The organism is Nocardioides sp. Bht2 (genome assembly GCF_047308515.1).
Lineage (GTDB): Bacteria > Actinomycetota > Actinomycetes > Propionibacteriales > Nocardioidaceae > Nocardioides.
On sequence record NZ_JBLBWI010000006.1, the window covers coordinates 175441 to 192732 of the forward strand.

A 17292-nucleotide genomic window follows, 5' to 3' on the forward strand; every position below is an offset into this window, starting at 1 on the left:
CCTGGCGGCGTGCGCACGCACCGCACCCAGAACTTCCCGTGACGACGTACCTTCAACAAATCGAGGCTCAGGCTAGTGGCTAACATCAAGTCCCAGATCAAGCGGAACCGACAGAACGAGATCGCTCGCGAGCGCAACAAGGCTGTCAAGACCGGTCTGAAGTCGGCTATCCGCAAGTTCCGTGAGCTTGCTGAGGGCGGCGACAAGGATGCTGCCGTTGCTGCAGCACGCGAGGCGGGCCGCAAGCTCGACAAGGCTGCCTCCAAGGGCGTCATCCACAAGAACCAGGCTGCGAACCGCAAGTCCGCGATCAGCAAGAAGGCTGCTGCCCTCTGATTCGCCTGCATTCGTAAGAAAGCGCCGCTCCCCCGGAGTGGCGCTTTCTTGTATTTGGCAGCCTAGACCCGTGCACTGACGCCGCCTAGGGACGATCCGTCCTAGTGACGATCGCGCAGATCGGCGATGGTCAGAACCAGTCGCTCCAGGGTGTAGGCAGGATCGTGCGCTGCACCCTTGATGTCGGCGTCCGCGCGCGCGATCGCATTGATCGCGTCGGCCAGACCGTCACGGCTCCACCCGCGGACCTGATCGCGCAGGGTGCGCAGCTTCCACGGCGGCACGCCGACCTCTTTGGCCAGCTCACCTTCCCGGAGCCCACGAGGCGCCGAGATGTACCGAGCCAGGCCACGGGCGCTGCCGGCGAACGCCGAGGTGACCAGGACGGCGGCGGTGCCGCCGTCAAGTGCCCAACGGAGCTCCTCCAGGGCCGCCGATCGGCGACCGTAGAAGGCGGCGTCGGCCACGGCGAAGGACTTCGCCTCGGCCCGACCTCCGAAGTACCGCTTGACCCGCTCGACGTCGAGCGGTTCACCGTGGAAGTCGTTCGCGAGTTGGTCGACCGCGGCGGCAAGCGCACGCAGGTCCTGACCGACCGCCTGGACCAGGAAAGAAGCCGCCTCGTCGTCCATCCGAGCGCCTACCGAGCGGGCCTCGCCGACCACGAACCTGCCGAACTCGGAGGCCTTCAGCGACTGCGACTTCACCTCGACCACCGAGGAGAGCTTACGGAGCTTGTTGAGGACTCCGGTGCCCTTCTGGCCGCCCCCGTGAACGAGCACCAGGGCGACGTCCTCGACCGGGGACGCGGCGTAGTCGAGCAACCCCTCGACGGACTCGTCGGGGAGGTTCTCCAGGGCCCTGACGACAACGCATCGGGTGGCTGAGAAGAGCGAAGGGGCGGACATCTCGCCCAGCGTCGCCATCGTCAGATCGCTCGCCATCGACTCGGCGAACTCGAACTCCGGGTCGTGGGAGCGCACCGCAGCACGCACCGCAGAGACGCTGCGCTCGCTGAGGAACTCCTCGGAGCCGCTGACAAGGGTGATGCGTCCGAGGACGTCTGCTGCGCGTGGTCCAGCCATGATGAGGCCAGCCTGTCACACCCCGCCGACAAGACGACGGGGAGCATCAATCAGGCGGGCTGCATCTCCTCGATCGGCTCCAGCAGAACCGCAGCCTCGGCGCTGGTCAGCCGGGCGTTCTCCGCCTGCAACCGCTCGAGGTGTGCCTCCAGATCCGCCACCTGACGACGCAGCTGCTGGTTGTCTGCAACCAGGCGCTCAACAGTGTGACGAACGGTGGAGCGGTCGCTGCTCATGTAGCCGAGAAGCGCCTTGGCCATGAAAAGCCCTTTCGAAGAACCTGTACCTGCCGGTCGCGAAAGCGCGCACCGGGCCGTCTTCAAGAGTCGCACGCAGGAGCGCAAGCGTCAATCTGAGGTGGTCCGACGCCGTCGCGGGGCCGGCTGGCAGGTCGGGCAGAAGTAGGAGCTGCGGTTCATGAAGGCGACCCGCTTGATCGCTGTGCCGCACCGTTCGCAGGCCTCGTCCTGGCGTCCGTAAGCGTGCAGCGAACGGTCGAAATAGCCGCTCTCGCCGTTGACATTGACGTAGAGGGCGTCGAAGGAGGTGCCGCCCTGGGCGAGGGCCGCCTCCATCACCTCACGGGCGTGGCCGGCCAGCTCGCGCACCTGGCGGGCGGTCAGCTTCTCCCCCGGTCGCTCGCCGTGGATCTGTGCCCGCCACAACGCCTCGTCGGCGTAGATGTTGCCAACACCGCTGACCAGCGTCTGGTCGAGCAGTAGCCGCTTGATCGCGGAGGAGCGCCGCCGGACCCGGGCCACGAAGGCGTCGAGGTCGAACTCCTCGTCGAGCAGGTCGCGGGCGATGTGCTCGATCTCGGCCGGCAGTTCGGCCCCACCCGGCGAACACCAGACACCGCCGAACATCCGCTGGTCGACGAAGCGGAGCTCACGATGCGCGCCGACGTCGTCGCGGAGCAGGAAGCGGACCCGCAGATGACGCTCGTCGGCGACGCCGGGCTGCTGCACGAGGAGCTGACCGCTCATCCCGAGGTGCGTCATCAGGGCGTCGCCGTTGTCCAGCGGGAGCCACAGGTACTTGCCGCGGCGGCGGGCGTCGGTGATCCGGCGTCCCGTCATCGCCGCGACGAAGCCGCTGGCACCGCCCGGGTCACGACGGACCGGACGGTCGTGCAGCACCTCGACGGCGTCGATCCGGGCGCCGACGGCATGGCTCTGGACGCCACGCCGGACGACCTCGACCTCGGGAAGCTCAGGCATCGGCGGCAGCGCCGGTCACCGGCGTCGCCTTGATCTCGCCGTAGGCGGTCTCGGCGGCCTGCTGCTCGGCTTCCTTCTTGGAGCGGCCGACGCCGTGGCCGTACATGCTTCCGCCGACCCGCACCTGGGCGGTGAACGACTTCATGTGGTCGGGCCCCTCGGACTCGATCACGTACTCGGGTACGCCGAGGCTCCGTTCGGCAGACAGCTCCTGAAGGGAGGTCTTCCAGTCCAGTCCGGCGCCCAACTCCGCCGCTTCGGCCATCAGCGGGTCGAAGAGCAGGTGGATCACCCGGCCGGCGTTCTCGAAGCCGCCGGTGATGTAGATCGCACCGATCACAGCCTCGACGGTGTCGGAGAGGATCGACGCCTTCTCACGACCACCGGTGGTGTCTTCGCCCCGGCCGAGCTTGATGTGCTCGCCGAGACCGATGTTGCGGGCCACCACAGCCAACGCGCGAGCGTTGACCACGGCGGCACGCAACTTCGCCAGACGCCCCTCCGACAGGTCGGGGTGGGTCCGGAAGAGTGTTTCGGTGACGACCACACCCAGCACCGAGTCGCCCAGGAATTCCAGGCGTTCGTTGGTGGGCAGGCCGCCATTCTCGTAGGCGTACGAGCGGTGCGTGAGCGCACGCTCCAGCAGCTCGGGATCCAGTTCCGGATTCCCGAGCGCCGCTCGAAGACCTGCGTAGTCGATCAGGGTTCTGGTGCCCGAAGGCTCAGAGGACCTGACGACGGTCGCTACGAGCGCCGTACTGGCCGCACTCGCCGCACGCACGGTGCGGGAGGTGCTTGGCACCACAGGCGGGGTTCGCGCAGTTCACCAGGGACGGCGCGACGGCCTTCCACTGCGAGCGACGGTGACGCGTGTTGCTGCGCGACATCTTCCGCTTCGGGACAGCCACAGTTTTTCTCCTCGTGATCAAGCAGTCCGCACACGCGGTCTGCCACTTGCTTATCAGTCTTTGTTGTCCGGCTCGGCCGAGAAGCTCGTCAGCCCCGCCCAACGCGGGTCGATCGGCTCCTCATGCCCGTGCTCGGGATCATCCTTGAGCCGCACACCACATTCGATGCACAACCCAGGGCAGTCATCCTCACACAGCGGCTGGAAGGGCAGTGCAAGCACCACCGCATCCCGCAGCAACGGCTCGAGGTCGATCAGGTCGCCTACCAGCCGACCGACACCGCTCTCCTCGTCGTCTTCGGGGTTGGAATCCCCGTCCTCGTTGAGGAAAAGCTCCTGGAACCGGGTGTTGAGGTCATCCCTCAACGGCTCCAGGCACCGTACACACTCACCCTCCAGTGTGGCCGTAGCCGTACCGGTGATGAGCACGCCCTCCATGACCGCCTCCAGCCGCAGGTCGAGTTCGACCGGCGAGCCTTCGGGGACAGCGAGGACCTCGATGCCGAGATCTGCGGGAGCAGGCACGGATCGGTGTACCTCATGCTGGGACCCCGGGCGGCGGCCGAGCTCGCGTGTATCGAGCACGAGCGGCGCTCTCGGGTCCAATTGCGTTTGGTTCACTTCTCCACGTCCCACGCCGTACAAATCACGCCAAGGTTACCTGGGATCGGGCCCCAGCAGCAAAACGCTCAGCCCTCACCGGCACGCCGACGCTCCTCCAGGCGGGCGACCAGGCGTTCCCGAACGAAGTCGGGCACCAGACCGGAGACGTCCCCACCGAACATGGCGACCTCCTTGACCAGGCTGGAGGCCAGGAACGAGTACTCCGGGCTGGTCGGCACGAAGACCGTCTCGACCTCGGCCAGGGAGGAGTTCATCTGCGCCATCTGGAGCTCGTACTCGAAGTCGGAGACCGCGCGCAGGCCCTTCACGATGGCCCGCACGTCCCGCTCCTGGCAGTAGGAGGTGAGCAGACCGGTGAAGCCGTCGACCTTGACATTGGTCAGATCGCGGCAGGCCTCGGAGATCATGTCCATCCGCTCCTGCGGGGTGAACAAGCGGTTCTTGGAGGCGTTGACGCCGACCGCCACGATCACCTCGTCGAACAGGTCGGCCGCCCGCGAGATCACGTCCAGGTGGCCATTGGTCACCGGGTCGAAGGAACCAGGACAGACCGCTCTACGCACTGTTCTCCCTAACTGCTGCGTGACTTCCACCGTCGGAGTAGGACTCACGGTGAGGTGTGACCATATCCCAGCACGGTCTCGCCGTAGCGCTTCTCCCGGCCCGCCTCGATGCCCTCCGGCCAGGTCGGCACGCCGCTCCGGGCGGAGCGTTCCACCACGATCAGCGCATCGGGGGCCAGCCAGTCGTTCGCGACCAGAGCCGCCAGCGTCTCCTCCACCTCGGCGTCCGACATCGGGTAGGGCGGGTCAAGGAAGACCAGGTCGAACGGCTCGCTCGGCGCAACGCCGAGTGTGGTGGTCACGTTCGCGGTGATCACGGTGGCGTCGAAGCCGAGCGTCTTGGCGTTGCGGCTGATCAACGCCGCCGTCGCCCGGTCCTGCTCGACCAGGGTGAGGCTCGCCGCACCCCGTGACAACGCCTCCAGACCGACCGCTCCGGTGCCGGCATAGAGATCGAGCACCCGCAGCCCCGACCACGAGCCGCACCAGGTCTCCACCGAGGAGAAGAGTGCCTCCCGGACCCGGTCCGAGGTAGGACGGGTGAGTTCACCGGTGCGCGGCGTCTCCAGGCGACGACCGCCCGCGGTTCCGGCAATGATCCTGGTCACGAACGCTCCATGTAGTCAGACTTGCTCGACAGCTCCAACGCCTCCACCTCGGCCCGGAGTCCAGGCTCGGTGAGCAGCTCGGGATCTGCCTCCATCAACTCCTCGGCAGCGCTCCGCGCCTCGAGGATCGTCTTCTCGTCGCGCAGCACCTTGAGGTGCCGCAGGCTGCTCCGGAACCCGGACTGACCGGCGCCCAGGACGTCGCCCTCACGGCGCTGCTCCAGGTCCAGCACGGAGAGTTCGAAGCCGTCAGTACTGGCAGCCACCGCAGCGAGCCGATCACGAGCCACCGAACCGCGTTCGGCCCGGGTGACGAGCAGGCAGAGCCCCGGAAGCCCGCCACGACCGACACGACCCCGCAACTGGTGCAGCTGCGAGATCCCGAACCGGTCGGCGTCCATCAGCACCATCGTGGTCGCGTTCGCCACGTCGACTCCGACCTCGATCACCGTGGTCGAGATCAACACGTCGATCTCACCGGCCGCGAAGGCCCGCATCACCCGGTCCTTCTCGTCACCGGCGAGACGGCCGTGCAGCATCGCCAGCCGGAGCCCCGCCAGCGGTCCGTCCACGAGTTCGGGGAGCAGCGTCTCCACCGCGGTCAACGAACCCTCGGCGACTCCGGGCAACGCCTCGCCGGACTCGTCGACGTCGACGGCGTCGACCTGTCCCTCCTCGGCGTCGTCGCCACCGATCCGGGGTGCCACCACATAGACCTGATGCCCCTTGGCGACCTCTTCGCGGACCCGCTCCCAGACTCGGTTCCACCAGGCCGGCTGGTCGCGCAGCGGTACCACGTTGGTCTGGATCGGCGCGCGTCCCGCCGGGAGCTCACGCAGCGTCGAGACCTCCAGGTCGCCGAAGACCGTCATCGCCACGGTCCGTGGGATCGGCGTCGCCGTCATCACCAGCAGGTGCGGCGGCATGATCGCCTTGTCGGTGAGCGCGGCACGCTGCTCGACGCCGAACCGATGCTGTTCATCGACCACCACCAGTCCGAGATCGGCGAACTGGACGTTCTCCTCCAGCAGGGCGTGGGTGCCGATGGTGAGACCGGCCTCGCCGCTCGCCATCGCCGACATCGCGACCGTGCGCTGGGACTTGTTCATCGACCCGGTGAGCAGGGTCACCGTGGTTCCGTGCTCGGAGCCGCCGAGCAGCCCACCCGCAGCCAGATCGCCCATCATCGCGACGATCGATCGGTAGTGCTGGGCGGCCAGGACCTCGGTCGGCGCCAACAGCACCGCCTGACCACCGGAGTCGACGACGCGCATCATCGCGCGCAGGGCGACCAGGGTCTTGCCGGAACCGACCTCACCCTGAAGCAGCCGATTCATCGGGTGCGCGCGGGCCAGATCCGCTTCGATCTGCTCCCCCACCTCGCGTTGCCCGTCGGTGAGGGTGAACGGCAGCCGCGCATCGAACTCGGCGAGCAGCCGGCCACCACCCGTGCGCTGCTGCGCGCCGAGCACTCGGGTCGCGGCCCGCCGCCGCGCGAGCACGAGTTGCGTGGTCAGCGCCTCCGCGAACCGGAAGCGGCGGAGCCCGGCGTCGAGTTCCGCCTTCTCCTCCGGCAGATGAACGCCGCGGAGCGCCGTGCTCAGATCGACGAGCCCGTGCTGGGCCCGGACGTGGTTGCTGATCGGGTCCGGCAGGTCGTCGAGGACGTTCAGCGCGAAGTTGACCACCCGCGCGATGTCCCAGGTCTCGATCGGTGCCGAGGTCCGGTAGATCGGGAAGAGACCCCGCATCGTCTCGGCGAGCAGGAGCGCCGACTCCTCGCGGTGGTCGTTGTGGTCGCCGGTGATCCGCACCATCTGCGGATGGGCCAACTGCCAGTCCTCCCGGAACCGGCTGACCTTGCCGGTGAAGACACCCTTGGTTCCCGGCTGCCACTGGCTGACATGCCACTCGGCGACGTGCTTCGACTTGGCGAAGAGAGTGAGCTTGAGCCGCGGACCGCTGGTGGTGACCACCAGCTCGGTGCGGTGACCCTGCCGCCCGGTGGCCCGGTTGGTGAAGCTGAACGCCTTCGCGCTGACCACCTCGGCCACCACCGCCAACGGCTGACCCTCGGTCAGCTGATCGACCTCGGTGATCTCTCCGGTCGGCAGGTAGGCACGCGGGAAGTGCCACAGCAGGTCGCCGACGGTGGCCAGTCCGAGCTTGGAGATGAAGGCGTCGGCCTTCTTCTTGTCCTTGCCCGTCGACCCGAGCACCGCAGCGATGGGTGAGTTCAGGGTGATCGTGCTCATCGCACCTCCGACGTCATTCGACCGAGAGCAGCAACGGGTACCGCTCCTGTCCCCCGTCGTACACCATCACGTCGACAGTCGGGTGCTCCGACTCGACGTACTCCTCGCACCACGCCGCCAACTCCGCACCGTCGGCTCCGGCCACCAGGGTGACCAGCTCACCACCACCGCCGAGGAGCCGATCCACGATCCCGGCTGCGACGGCGCCGAGCTCAGAGCCGACGATCGCGAAGTCGCCCTCGATCACGCCGAGCACGTCGCCGGGCTCGCAGGGCCCCGCCATCGTGATCGCCTGCTTGGCGGCGATGGTGACGGCGCCGTGGCGCGCATGGCTCGCCGTCGCCGTCATGTGCAACACGTCCTGGTCGAAGGAGCGCCCCGGCTCGTGGACCGCGATCGCCGCCAGCCCCTGGACCTGCGCCTGGCTGGGGATCACCGTGACCCGGAGGCCGTCCTCTTCCTCAGCCGTCCGCGCCGCGATCTCGGCGACCCGTACCGAGTCGGGATCGTTGGGCAGCACCACGACTTCGCTGACGCCGGCCTCACGGATCGCGGCCAGGAGCATCCCGGTACTGGGGCGCTCACCCGGGCCACCCCGGACGACGACCGCACCGGCTTCGGCGAAGAGTTCGGCGAGCCCGTCGCCGGCAGCCACTGCCACCACCCGACGGCCCGAGGCCGACGCGGCGACGGGCCGCGTCCGCGCCTCGGCGACCTGCTCCGCGAAGTGGGTCACCCGGACCCTCTGCGGTCGACCGGCGTCGATCCCCGCCTCGATCGCCGCGCCGACGTCGTCGACGTGGACGTGGACATTCCATAGGCCGTCGCCACCGACGACGACCAGGGAGTCACCGAGTCCGGCGAGGGTGGACCGCAGGCAGGGGATCTCCTTGTCGTCGGCATAGAGGAGGTACATAACCTCGTAGGAGGGTCCGTCGGCGGTGAGATCGCCGGTCGGCAACGGGACCGGGATGGTGCGCTGTCCACGCGGGACGGCAGTGTCCAGCGGTCGGCGTCCGGTCAGCACCGTCTCCAAAGCGTCCAGGACGACGCAGAGGCCGCGGCCGCCGGCGTCGACGACACCGGCGTCGGCGAGCACCTGCAGTTGTTCCGGGGTCCGCGCCAACGCCTCGCGGGCCGCCTCGGCTGCTGCGGTGATCACGGTGGCCACCGCGAACCGAGGTGTGGGGGCGTCGGCCTCAGCCTCGGCAACGGCCGCGACGGCGGCATCCGCGGCGGCGCGGGCTACGGTCAGGATGGTGCCTTCGACGGGGGTCCCGACCGCTTCGTAACTGGCGTCGGTGGCTTTGACCATCGCATCGGCCCAGGCTGCGGCCTGCGCCTCGTCGTCCCGGGCGACCGTGGCCAGCCGCTGCGCCATCGCGCCGAGCATCTGACTGAGGATCACTCCGGAGTTGCCGCGCGCACCCATCAGCGCCCCGCGACCGAAGGCGGCGTAGGCGGCCAACAACTTGTCGTGTTCTGCGGCCACCGAGGTACTGCACACCTCGAGCACCGCATCCCGGGCGGCGGAGACGGTCAGGAAGAGGTTCGTGCCGGTGTCCCCATCCGGGACCGGATAGACGTTGAGGGCGTCGATCTCTTCGCGGGCCTCGGCCAGGGCCGTGGTCGCAGCCTCGGCGAACCGAACCAACGTGGGCAGATCTGTGGGGGCGTTCTCCACCACGGTTGGCCCCCTCTCCACAGAGCTGACGTCGGTTCGCTGCGACCGGCGATCCCGGCAGCGATGTCACCCTAATGGTTCGTTCCGCGCGGGTGTGGCACGATGGCCCTTGTCGTAGCTCTGCGACAAGGGGTATCAGCACCGGTGATTCCTGCGGATTTCAGGCTTTCGGTGTTGATCGGATAACCTACTTCGGTTGCTCGAGCGGCCCTCGCATGCGTGTGGAGCTCGGCTCAAAAGTTTCCTAACCTCGATCCATTCAGGAGTACACGGTGGCTGCCGTCTGCGACATCTGCGCCAAGAAGCCCGGCTTCGGCAACAACCGCCCGTGGTCGCGCAAGATCACGAAGCGTCGGTTCAACCCCAACATCCAGCGCGTCCGCGCCACGATCAACGGTGCGCCCAAGCGCGTCAACGTGTGCACCGGTTGCCTTAAGGCGGGCAAGGTCTCCCGCTAACCCAGAACACGAAAAGGGGCCCACACCATCGGTGTGGGCCCCTTTTCGTTTGCGCTCACGCGACGCGTAGCTGCGGTGCTCAGAACCAGAGCACCGCAGACATCGCGGTCAGAAGTGGGTCCAGCCTCCGCTTCCCTCATAGGGTGCGCCGTCGACGGTGACCGTCGGGCCGTCCATGCCCGGTTCGGTGACCCGACCCACGATCCGCCACCCCGCCGGCAACGTCTCATCGGCACCGAACGTCGCCAGCAGCGAGTGGTCCTCGCCGCCACCGAGCACGAACTGGAGCGGGTCCATGCCGAGAGCGGCGCCGACGGCGTGCAACGGCTCGGCGACCTCGAAGCTCTCCGCGACGAGGTCGATACTGACCCCAGAGGCGCGGGCGATGTGACCGGCATCCGCTACCAGACCATCGGAGACATCGATCATCGCGCTCGCTCCGGCCTCAGCCGCGATCCGTCCCGCGTCGTAGGGAGGCTCCGGACGCCGGTAGGCCTCGACCAGGACCCGGGGGGAACGGAAACCACGGGCAAGCACCGCCAAGCCACCGGCCGACCAGCCTTGACGGCCACAGAGCGCGACGACGTCGCCGGGCTCAGCGCCGGAGCGGAGCACCGGAGCGACCGTGCAGCCACCGATCACGGTGACCGCGATCGTCAACTGGTTCGACGCGGTCACGTCTCCCCCGACGACGCTCGCGCCGACCTTCGCACATTCGGCCGCGAAGCCGCGGGTGAAGTCCAGGACCCAGCCCACGGTGAGGTCACTGGGGGCGGCGAGGCCGATCGTGAGCGAGTGCGCCACTCCGCCCATCGCGTTGATGTCGGAGAGGTTCTGCGCGGCGGCGCGGGCACCGACGTCGACGGCGGGGACCCAGTCGCGCCGAAAGTGTCGTCCTTCGACGAGGAGATCGGTGGAGACCACGATGTGGCCGTTGCGGATCCGGACCACCGCGGCGTCGTCACCCGGTCCGACCAGCACCGACTCACCCTGCTCGAAGATCTCGGTGATCGCCGCGATCAGCGGGAATTCACCGACCTCGGAGATCGGCAGGGCAGGGTCGAGTGGCACAGCAGACATGGACCCATCCCACCAGCAGCCCACCATCTGCCGGGTGCCGACACGCCCTCATGGCAGGTAGGTTGTCGTGGAGTGGGGCACACCGTCCCACCGCCGGAAATCACCCCAGGGAGCAACGATGGTCGTTCAGGCCTACATCTTGATCCAGACCGACGTCGGCAAGGCGGCAGAAGTTGCCCGCGCGATCTCGGCCCTCGACGGTGTCACCCTCGCTGAGGATGTCACCGGCCCCTACGACGTGATCGTGCGCGCCGAAGCACGTAACGTCGACGAACTCGGCCAACTCGTCGTCTCACGGGTTCAAGGCCTGGACGGCATCACCCGGACACTCACCTGCCCTGTGGTGCATATCTGACGATGAAGGACCGCACCACCGGCACGAGCCGTCGCGCTCGCGCCTCTCTTCCCGCTGCCCTGCTCACCGCCCTCAGCATCGTCACGCTGAGCGCCTGCTCCAACGCCGTCGACGTCGACGCGCCCCGGCCGCCGGCCGCCGACGAACGCGCCTGTCGTGCGCTGCTCGATGCCCTCCCCGACTCCCTGGACGGCGACGAGGAACGCGAGACCGACCCCGCCGATGCGCTCGCCCGGGCGTGGGGTGACCCCGCGACGATCGTCACCTGTGGCGTCGACATGCCGGCGGCGTTCAACGACTACTCGGCCTGCGACGAGGTCAACGGGGTGGGTTGGTTCATCGACCCCGACCAGGCCGGCTCCCCCGACTCGCCACTGAGCATGACCACGATCGGGATCACCCCCAACGTCCGGCTCGACGTGCCCGCTGAGCGGCGCCCACCGGCCGGGGTCCTCTCCGAGGTCTCCACTGCGGTGCTGGCCCACCTCAAGCAGGTCAAGCGCTGTGTCTGATCAGCGCAGGCCGGTGTCGCGGGCGAGCGCCAACGCGATCAGACGCTCCACCAGCTCCGGGTAGGAGACGCCGGAGGCGGCCCACATCCGCGGGTACATAGAGGTCGGGGTGAAGCCCGGCATCGTGTTGATCTCGTTGACCACCAGCGAACCGTCGGGCATCAGGAAGAAGTCGACCCGGGCCAGACCCTCGCAACCCATCGCCTCGAAGACGCCGACCGACAACTCCTGTACCCGAGCCACGATCGCGTCCGGCAGGTCGGCCGGCACATCGAGCTGGGTGCTCTCCTCGGGCAGGTACTTGGCGGCGAAGTCGTAGAACTCGTGGTCGCCACCGATCTTGATCTCGGCCGGGACGCTGGTGTCGGCGCCACCGTCGAGGCGCCCGAGCACGCCGCACTCGATCTCACGGGCACCCTCGGCGAACGCTTCGACGAGAACCTTGGGATCGTGCTGCTGGGCCTCGATGATCGCCGCCTCCAGCTCGGAGGCGTCGTGCACCTTGGAGATGCCCATCGAGGAGCCGGCCCGGGCGGGCTTCACGAAGACCGGGTATCCGAGCTCGGCGACCTTCGCCCGCGCGCCGGCCTCGTCGGCCTTCCACTCACGGGCGGTGACCACCACCGACGGCATCGTCGGCAGACCGGCACCGGTCAGCACGACCTTCATGTACGCCTTGTCCATGCTGATCGCCGAGGCCAGGACACCGGCCCCCACATAGCGGACGCCGGACATCTCCAGCATCCCCTGCAGGGTCCCGTCCTCGCCCCACGGACCGTGCAGCAGGGGGAAGACCACATCCACGTTGCCGAGCAGCTGCGGCGGCTCACCTGCGGGCGAGCTGGTCAACCGGGCCGCGCCGTCGCCAGGGGTGAGGGCCACCGGCGTCGCATCGCCGGGGACCGACGGCAGTTCGGTGGCGCTGACGATCCGCAGCTTCTCCGGGTCGGCGTCGGGAAGGACCCAACGCCCATCGGTCGCGATGCCGACCGGCACCACGTCGTAGGCGTCGCTGTCGATCGCTTGCAGGACACTGCCGGCAGTCGCACACGAGATCACGTGTTCGCTGGACCGGCCACCGAAGACGACGGCGATGACGGGCTTGGACTGGCGCTGGGGATCACTCATGACGATCCCCGACCTTAGCGGTTGCCGACAACAGCTCAGGATTCGGCGCGCGCGGCGTCGAGGTCGGCCTTGGTGAGAACCGGCAGCACGGTGAGCTCGACGTCGGCCAACGGGTTCACGTCGGCAGGGCTGCGGTCGATGGCGCAGACCACCGTGGTCACGATCGCCCCCGCGGCGCGCAGCTCACGCGTCGCGTCGCGGACCGCGCCGCCGGTGGTGATCACGTCCTCGATCAAGGTGACCCGGCGACCGGCGACGTCCGGTCCCTCGGCCAGCTTGCAGGTGCCGTACTCCTTGGCCTTCTTGCGGACGAAGAGCGCGGGCAGACCCGTCTTGGCGCTGACCATGGTGGCGATCGGCACACCGCCGAGCTCCAGACCGCCGAGCAGTTCGGTGTCGGCAGGGAGCAGACCGACCATCTGCGTGGCGACCCGGTCCAGCAGCGCCGGCTGCGATTCGAAGAGGTACTTGTCGAAGTACTCCGTCGCGACCTGGCCGGAGCGGAGGGTGAACTCCCCGCTCAAACGGCAGCAGGCGTCGATGTCTGCGGCGAGAGTGGCGTCGGGCTGGGCGGCGTTCGCATCGGTCACCGGACCATCATCGCCTACCGCTCGGTGGCCGCTGAAACTCGCCACTAGGGTGAGAACCATGGCCAACGACCAGGACGCAGCTTCCTCCTACCGACCCGCGACCGTTGCCGTCACCGTGGGACGTCCGCCGAGCACACCCGACGCGCCGATGAACGTTCCGGTCACCTTCGCCTCGACGTATGTCGCCGGCGGCGATGTCGAGTACGGCCGGTTCGGCAACCCCACCTGGGCAGCGTTCGAGGAGGCGCTCGGCGCTCTGGAGGGCGGACGCTGCCTGAGCTTCGCCAGCGGCCTGGCCGCGGTGGCCACGGTCCTGGACCTGGTCGGCACCGACCAGGTCGTGGTGGCGGCGCGGCACTCGTACAACGGGACGATCATGCAGTTGGCGGACCTGGAGTCCCGAGGTCGGTTGAAGGCCCGACTCGTCGATCTGACCAACCTCGACGAGGTCATCGCCGCTTGCGAGGGCGCCGCCCTGGTCTGGCTCGAGAGTCCGACCAACCCGGCGTTGGAGGTCGCCGACATCCCGGCGATCCGTGAGGCCGCCCACGCAGCGGGTGCCTACCTCGTCGTCGACAACACCTTCGCCACCCCGGTACTCCAGCGGCCGCTGGAGTTGGACGTAGACATCGTGGTGCACTCCGCCACCAAGTACATCGCCGGGCACAGCGACGTGCTGATGGGTGCGGTACTGACCCGGGACGAGGAGCTGTACCGGGTGCTCAAGGGACGCCGTGACCTGATCGGTGCCGTCCCCGGCCCGATGGAGGCGTGGTTGGCCCTGCGTGGCCTACGCACGCTCCACCTGCGGGTCGAGCGGGCTCAGGCCAACGCCCAGGAGTTGGTCCGCCGCCTCTCGGCGCACCCGGCGATCAGCGAGGTCCGCTATCCCGGGTTCGGCGGGATCATCTCGATCGTGGTGGCTGAGGGCGCTCTGGCCGCGGATCTGTTGACCCACAAGACCTCGCTCTGGATCAACGCGACCAGTCTGGGTGGGGTCGAGTCGACCTTCGAACGCCGTCGGCGGTGGAAGTCGGAGCCGGCCACCATCCCCGAAGGCCTGGTCCGGATGTCGGTCGGCATCGAGGACGTCGAGGACCTCTGGGACGACCTCGAGCGCTGCCTCGACGATCTCCACTGAGCCGTAGCTGGCTCAGTGGCCGGGCAGGTCAGTCCAGCTCGGCCTTGGTGTCGCGCGCGATGAACGCCTCCATCAGGCCGTTCGCACTCAGCTTGCCGTCGATCACGGCGTCGACCGCCTCGGCGATCGGCGCGTCGATGCCGTGTCGCTGCGCCAGCGCGAGCAGTGACTTGCAGGACTTCGCGCCTTCGGCGACCTGGCGGGTCGAGGCGATGATCTCCTCGGTGGTCATCCCTTGGCCGAGCTTCTCGCCGAAACTGCGGTTGCGCGAGAGCGGCGAGGAGCAGGTGGCGACCAGGTCACCGAGGCCGGCCAGACCCATCAAGGTGATCGGGTTGGCCCCCAGTGCCACCGCGAGTCGTGCGGTCTCGGCCAGGCCACGGGTGATCACCGACGCCGTGGTGTTGTCACCGAAGCCCAGGCCCACCGCCATGCCGACGCTGAGACCGACCACGTTCTTGTAGGCGCCGCCGACCTCGCAACCGACGACGTCGTTGGAGGTGTAGGGGCGGAACGCCTTGCTGTGCGTGAGCTTCTGCAGCCTGCGGGCGTTGTCGTCGTCCGAGCAGGCGACCACGGAGGCGGCCGGCTCACGGCGCGCGATCTCCTTGGCCAGGTTGGGCCCGGTGACGACGGCGATCCGGCGCGGGTCGATCCCGGCGACGTCACTGATCACCTCGCTCATCCGCTCCAAGGTGCCGAGCTCGACGCCCTTCATCAGGGAGACGACCAGCGCGTCGGGCGGGATCAACTGGGCCCAGTTGACCAGATTCTCGCGCAGCGTCTGGGACGGCACCGAGAGCACGACGACATCGGCTCCGGCCGCGGCCCGTTCGGGGTCGTGGGTCGCACTGATCTGGTGCGGCAGGGCGATCCCCGGCAGGTAGTCGCTGTTCTCGTGCCGCTCGTTGATGTTGGCGCAGACATCCTCACGCCGTGCCCACAGCGCGACGTCGCTGCCGGCGTCCGCAAGCACCAGGGAGAAGGCCGTGCCCCAGGAACCGGCTCCGAATACCGCCACTTTGCTCATCGACGGTTTCCGCCCTTCTCATCGTCAGTGTGGGGATTGCCGATCTCCTTGACCCCACGTGCCCGGGGGTCGAATCGAACGGCAGGCGGCTCTTCACCACGAAGGCCCGCCAAGAGCTCGGTGATCGCGTCCATGATCCGATCGGTGGCCTGGTGGATCACCTCGGGGCTGATCGGCTTGGCCCGCAGGTCGTCCAGCTGGATCGGGTCACCGACCTGGTAGGTGACCAACTTGCGCGGGAAGAGACTCGGCCTCTTCGCGTAGGGGGCCAGCAGTTGCTGGGCGCCCCAGTGCGCGACCGGGATCACCGGACAGCCGGTCGCCAGAGCGATCCGAGCCGCGCCGGTCTTGCCGGTCATCGGCCACAACTCCGGATCGCGGGTGATCGTGCCCTCGGGGTAGATCACCACGCACTCCCCCGCTTCGACGGCGGCGACCGCGGCGTCGTAGGCACCGGCTGCCTCGTTGGTCAGCCGCGCTACCGGGATCTGGCCGACACCGCGCAGAAAGGTGCCCAGCACCCGGACGTCGAAGAGGCCGGCCTTGGCCAGGTAACGCGGGAGCCGGCCGTGGTCGTAGACGAAGTGGGCGGTGGTCAGCGGATCGACGTGGGTCATGTGGTTGACCACGACGACGCAGCCACCGGTCGCCGGGATCTTCGTCCCGTCCAGCCAACGACGTTTGGTGGTCGCGTAGAGCAACGGCTTGAGGATTCCCGCACCGATCACGAAGCCCCAGCCTCGTGGGCGATCGAGTTTGCGCACCCTCACTCGCCTCTGCTCCTCTCAACGAACCACATCTTGAACCTGCAGGTTACTCGCTGGTGGCCTGGCGCGCTCCCGGCCACGCAGAGTTCCTTTGCGGATGAAAGAATCGGAGCATCATGTCTAACCCCGTGCAGTACGTCGTCCTGATCCCGGTCAAGCCGCCGCAGGTCGGCAAGTCGCGTCTCGGCGATCTGCCCGACGAGCAACGGGTGGCGTTGGCGACGGCGTTCGCTCTCGACGCGATCAGCGCTGCGCTCAGCGCCGAGACCGTCGGTCAGGTGCTGGTCGTCACCGACGACTACCAGTTCGCCACCGCAGCCCGCGACGCCGGATGCACGGTGATGCCGGACGGCGTCAGCGGGGATCTGAACGCGAGCCTGACCCAGGCCGCGTTGGAGAGCGAGCGCCGGTGGCCCGGCGTGCCGGTGGCCGCGATGTGTGCCGACCTCCCTGCACTGCAAGGCGATGACCTGGCCCAGGCGCTGGCGTCGGCCCCCTCGTCGGGGACCGCCTTCGTCCGCGACAGCGCCGGGACCGGAACCGTGCTCTACCTGGCCAGCGAGGCGGCCGCGTTCGCGCCGAAGTACGGAGTCGGCTCCGCGCAACGGCATCTGGACGGCGGCGCCGTCGAGATCACCGGCGCGTTGCGGACGCTGCGCCAGGACGTCGACGATGCGATCGATCTCGCTAAGGCGATCGCCCTGGGTGTAGGTCCCCGTACCCGGGCAGTGGTCGGGCTCGACGAGCCTTCCTGACGCCGGCCGGCGACGCCGCTGCTGAAAGGCGACAGGCGCCCCACCTCACGGTGGAGCGCCTGCAACGAAAAGCACGTCAGTCGATCACCGACGTCGTTACTTCTTGGCTGCCTTCTTGGCCGGAGCCTTCTTGGCGGCGGCCTTCTTAGCCGGAGCAGCAGCCTTGGTCGCCGTCTTCTTGGCAGCGGCCTTCT

General features: G+C 68.3%; 21 protein-coding genes. 6 read left to right on the forward strand and 15 right to left on the reverse strand.

All coding sequences use genetic code 11. The annotated features are described in order from the left end of the window. The first annotated feature begins 75 nt into the window (after window positions 1-75). Window positions 76-336 (forward strand): 30S ribosomal protein S20, encoded by a 261-nt coding sequence (gene rpsT / locus ACLM5J_RS10810; RefSeq protein ID WP_413656419.1) that lies wholly within the window; start codon window positions 76-78, stop codon window positions 334-336. A 101-nt stretch (window positions 337-437) separates the two neighbouring features. On the opposite strand, the gene holA is transcribed toward rpsT, so the two are convergent. The 10 genes from holA to ACLM5J_RS10860 all read right to left on the reverse strand — a co-directional run bounded on the left by holA (window position 438) and on the right by ACLM5J_RS10860 (window position 9285). Next, window positions 438-1421, reverse strand: coding sequence for a DNA polymerase III subunit delta (gene holA / locus ACLM5J_RS10815; RefSeq protein WP_413656420.1), 984 nt, complete (start codon window positions 1419-1421; stop codon window positions 438-440). A gap of 50 nt (window positions 1422-1471) precedes the next feature. Then, a complete protein-coding gene (locus ACLM5J_RS10820) occupies window positions 1472-1681 on the reverse strand; it encodes a hypothetical protein (protein ID WP_413656421.1) in 210 nt (69 codons plus the stop codon). 87 nt (window positions 1682-1768) lie between these two features. After that, window positions 1769-2641: a bifunctional DNA-formamidopyrimidine glycosylase/DNA-(apurinic or apyrimidinic site) lyase gene (gene mutM / locus ACLM5J_RS10825; protein WP_413656422.1), complete on the reverse strand. Its 873-nt coding sequence runs from the start codon at window positions 2639-2641 to the stop codon at window positions 1769-1771. Further along, the gene (rnc, locus tag ACLM5J_RS10830; RefSeq protein ID WP_413656440.1) at window positions 2634-3344 is read right to left on the reverse strand and encodes a ribonuclease III; all 711 of its coding nucleotides are present in this window, start codon (window positions 3342-3344) and stop codon (window positions 2634-2636) included. The genes mutM and rnc overlap by 8 nt, the downstream gene beginning before the upstream one ends. 19 nt (window positions 3345-3363) lie before the next feature. Then, on the reverse strand, window positions 3364-3549 hold the full coding sequence (rpmF, locus tag ACLM5J_RS10835; RefSeq protein WP_413656423.1) for a 50S ribosomal protein L32: 186 nt from the start codon (window positions 3547-3549) through the stop codon (window positions 3364-3366). A 53-nt stretch (window positions 3550-3602) separates the two neighbouring features. Further along, complete coding sequence (locus ACLM5J_RS10840) at window positions 3603-4169, reverse strand: YceD family protein (RefSeq protein WP_413656424.1); 567 nt, start codon at window positions 4167-4169, stop codon at window positions 3603-3605. A gap of 68 nt (window positions 4170-4237) precedes the next feature. Beyond that, entirely contained in the window at window positions 4238-4735 is a 498-nt protein-coding gene (gene coaD / locus ACLM5J_RS10845; RefSeq protein WP_413656425.1) for a pantetheine-phosphate adenylyltransferase, read from the reverse strand. Between the two features lie 44 nt (window positions 4736-4779). Beyond that, window positions 4780-5343 carry a 16S rRNA (guanine(966)-N(2))-methyltransferase RsmD gene (rsmD, locus tag ACLM5J_RS10850; RefSeq protein ID WP_413656426.1) on the reverse strand — a complete coding sequence of 188 codons (564 nt, stop codon included), beginning with the start codon at window positions 5341-5343 and terminating at the stop codon, window positions 4780-4782. Continuing rightward, window positions 5340-7598, reverse strand: coding sequence for an ATP-dependent DNA helicase RecG (locus ACLM5J_RS10855; RefSeq protein ID WP_413656427.1), 2259 nt, complete (start codon window positions 7596-7598; stop codon window positions 5340-5342). Before ACLM5J_RS10855 ends, rsmD begins: the two co-directional genes overlap by 4 nt. A 13-nt stretch (window positions 7599-7611) precedes the next feature. Next, window positions 7612-9285: a DAK2 domain-containing protein gene (locus ACLM5J_RS10860; RefSeq protein ID WP_413656428.1), complete on the reverse strand. Its 1674-nt coding sequence runs from the start codon at window positions 9283-9285 to the stop codon at window positions 7612-7614. A 269-nt stretch (window positions 9286-9554) separates the two neighbouring features. On the opposite strand from ACLM5J_RS10860, the gene rpmB reads away from it, so the two are divergent. Continuing rightward, window positions 9555-9740, forward strand: a complete 186-nt coding sequence (gene rpmB / locus ACLM5J_RS10865; RefSeq protein WP_110205992.1) for a 50S ribosomal protein L28 — start codon at window positions 9555-9557, stop codon at window positions 9738-9740. 108 nt (window positions 9741-9848) lie between these two features. Here the strand turns inward: rpmB and ACLM5J_RS10870 are convergent, their stop codons facing one another. Next, window positions 9849-10820: a thiamine-phosphate kinase gene (locus ACLM5J_RS10870; RefSeq protein ID WP_413656429.1), complete on the reverse strand. Its 972-nt coding sequence runs from the start codon at window positions 10818-10820 to the stop codon at window positions 9849-9851. 118 nt (window positions 10821-10938) lie between these two features. Between ACLM5J_RS10870 and ACLM5J_RS10875 the strand changes: the two genes are divergently transcribed. Further along, the gene (locus tag ACLM5J_RS10875) at window positions 10939-11175 is read left to right on the forward strand and encodes an Lrp/AsnC family transcriptional regulator (RefSeq protein WP_413656430.1); all 237 of its coding nucleotides are present in this window, start codon (window positions 10939-10941) and stop codon (window positions 11173-11175) included. A gap of 2 nt (window positions 11176-11177) precedes the next feature. Continuing rightward, window positions 11178-11687 (forward strand): DUF3515 domain-containing protein, encoded by a 510-nt coding sequence (locus ACLM5J_RS10880; protein WP_413656431.1) that lies wholly within the window; start codon window positions 11178-11180, stop codon window positions 11685-11687. Here ACLM5J_RS10880 and ACLM5J_RS10885 read toward each other — a convergent pair whose 3' ends face one another. Together ACLM5J_RS10885 and pyrE are read right to left on the reverse strand one after the other, a co-directional pair. Next, window positions 11688-12815 carry a D-alanine--D-alanine ligase family protein gene (locus ACLM5J_RS10885; protein WP_413656432.1) on the reverse strand — a complete coding sequence of 376 codons (1128 nt, stop codon included), beginning with the start codon at window positions 12813-12815 and terminating at the stop codon, window positions 11688-11690. It abuts the gene before it with no gap. A gap of 35 nt (window positions 12816-12850) precedes the next feature. Next, window positions 12851-13405, reverse strand: a complete 555-nt coding sequence (gene pyrE / locus ACLM5J_RS10890) for an orotate phosphoribosyltransferase (RefSeq protein WP_413656433.1) — start codon at window positions 13403-13405, stop codon at window positions 12851-12853. Window positions 13406-13463: 58 nt separating this feature from the next. On the opposite strand from pyrE, the gene ACLM5J_RS10895 reads away from it, so the two are divergent. Next, window positions 13464-14546: a trans-sulfuration enzyme family protein gene (locus ACLM5J_RS10895; RefSeq protein ID WP_413656434.1), complete on the forward strand. Its 1083-nt coding sequence runs from the start codon at window positions 13464-13466 to the stop codon at window positions 14544-14546. A 28-nt stretch (window positions 14547-14574) separates the two neighbouring features. On the opposite strand, the gene ACLM5J_RS10900 is transcribed toward ACLM5J_RS10895, so the two are convergent. Together ACLM5J_RS10900 and ACLM5J_RS10905 are read right to left on the reverse strand one after the other, a co-directional pair. Continuing rightward, on the reverse strand, window positions 14575-15576 hold the full coding sequence (locus tag ACLM5J_RS10900) for an NAD(P)H-dependent glycerol-3-phosphate dehydrogenase (protein WP_413656435.1): 1002 nt from the start codon (window positions 15574-15576) through the stop codon (window positions 14575-14577). Continuing rightward, window positions 15573-16340, reverse strand: coding sequence for a lysophospholipid acyltransferase family protein (locus ACLM5J_RS10905; RefSeq protein WP_413656436.1), 768 nt, complete (start codon window positions 16338-16340; stop codon window positions 15573-15575). Before ACLM5J_RS10905 ends, ACLM5J_RS10900 begins: the two co-directional genes overlap by 4 nt. 119 nt (window positions 16341-16459) lie before the next feature. Here ACLM5J_RS10905 and cofC point away from each other — a divergent pair, with 119 nt between their 5' ends. Then, window positions 16460-17098: a 2-phospho-L-lactate guanylyltransferase gene (cofC, locus tag ACLM5J_RS10910; protein ID WP_413656437.1), complete on the forward strand. Its 639-nt coding sequence runs from the start codon at window positions 16460-16462 to the stop codon at window positions 17096-17098. Window positions 17099-17292 lie beyond the last annotated feature (194 nt).

Bases quoted from the DNA above. Each gene is read 5' to 3' on its own strand.
- ACLM5J_RS10875 (WP_413656430.1), top strand. From the start codon at position 10,939: ATGGTCGTTCAGGCCTACATCTTGATCCAGACCGACGTCGGCAAGGCG.
- ACLM5J_RS10870 (WP_413656429.1), bottom strand. From the start codon at position 10,820: ATGTCTGCTGTGCCACTCGACCCTGCCCTGCCGATCTCCGAGGTCGGT.
- ACLM5J_RS10885 (WP_413656432.1), bottom strand. From the start codon at position 12,815: ATGAGTGATCCCCAGCGCCAGTCCAAGCCCGTCATCGCCGTCGTCTTC.
- mutM (WP_413656422.1), bottom strand. From the start codon at position 2,641: ATGCCTGAGCTTCCCGAGGTCGAGGTCGTCCGGCGTGGCGTCCAGAGC.
- holA (WP_413656420.1), bottom strand. From the start codon at position 1,421: ATGGCTGGACCACGCGCAGCAGACGTCCTCGGACGCATCACCCTTGTC.
- ACLM5J_RS10820 (WP_413656421.1), bottom strand. From the start codon at position 1,681: ATGGCCAAGGCGCTTCTCGGCTACATGAGCAGCGACCGCTCCACCGTT.
- ACLM5J_RS10900 (WP_413656435.1), bottom strand. From the start codon at position 15,576: ATGAGCAAAGTGGCGGTATTCGGAGCCGGTTCCTGGGGCACGGCCTTC.
- ACLM5J_RS10855 (WP_413656427.1), bottom strand. From the start codon at position 7,598: ATGAGCACGATCACCCTGAACTCACCCATCGCTGCGGTGCTCGGGTCG.
- cofC (WP_413656437.1), top strand. From the start codon at position 16,460: ATGTCTAACCCCGTGCAGTACGTCGTCCTGATCCCGGTCAAGCCGCCG.
- ACLM5J_RS10880 (WP_413656431.1), top strand. From the start codon at position 11,178: ATGAAGGACCGCACCACCGGCACGAGCCGTCGCGCTCGCGCCTCTCTT.
- ACLM5J_RS10895 (WP_413656434.1), top strand. From the start codon at position 13,464: ATGGCCAACGACCAGGACGCAGCTTCCTCCTACCGACCCGCGACCGTT.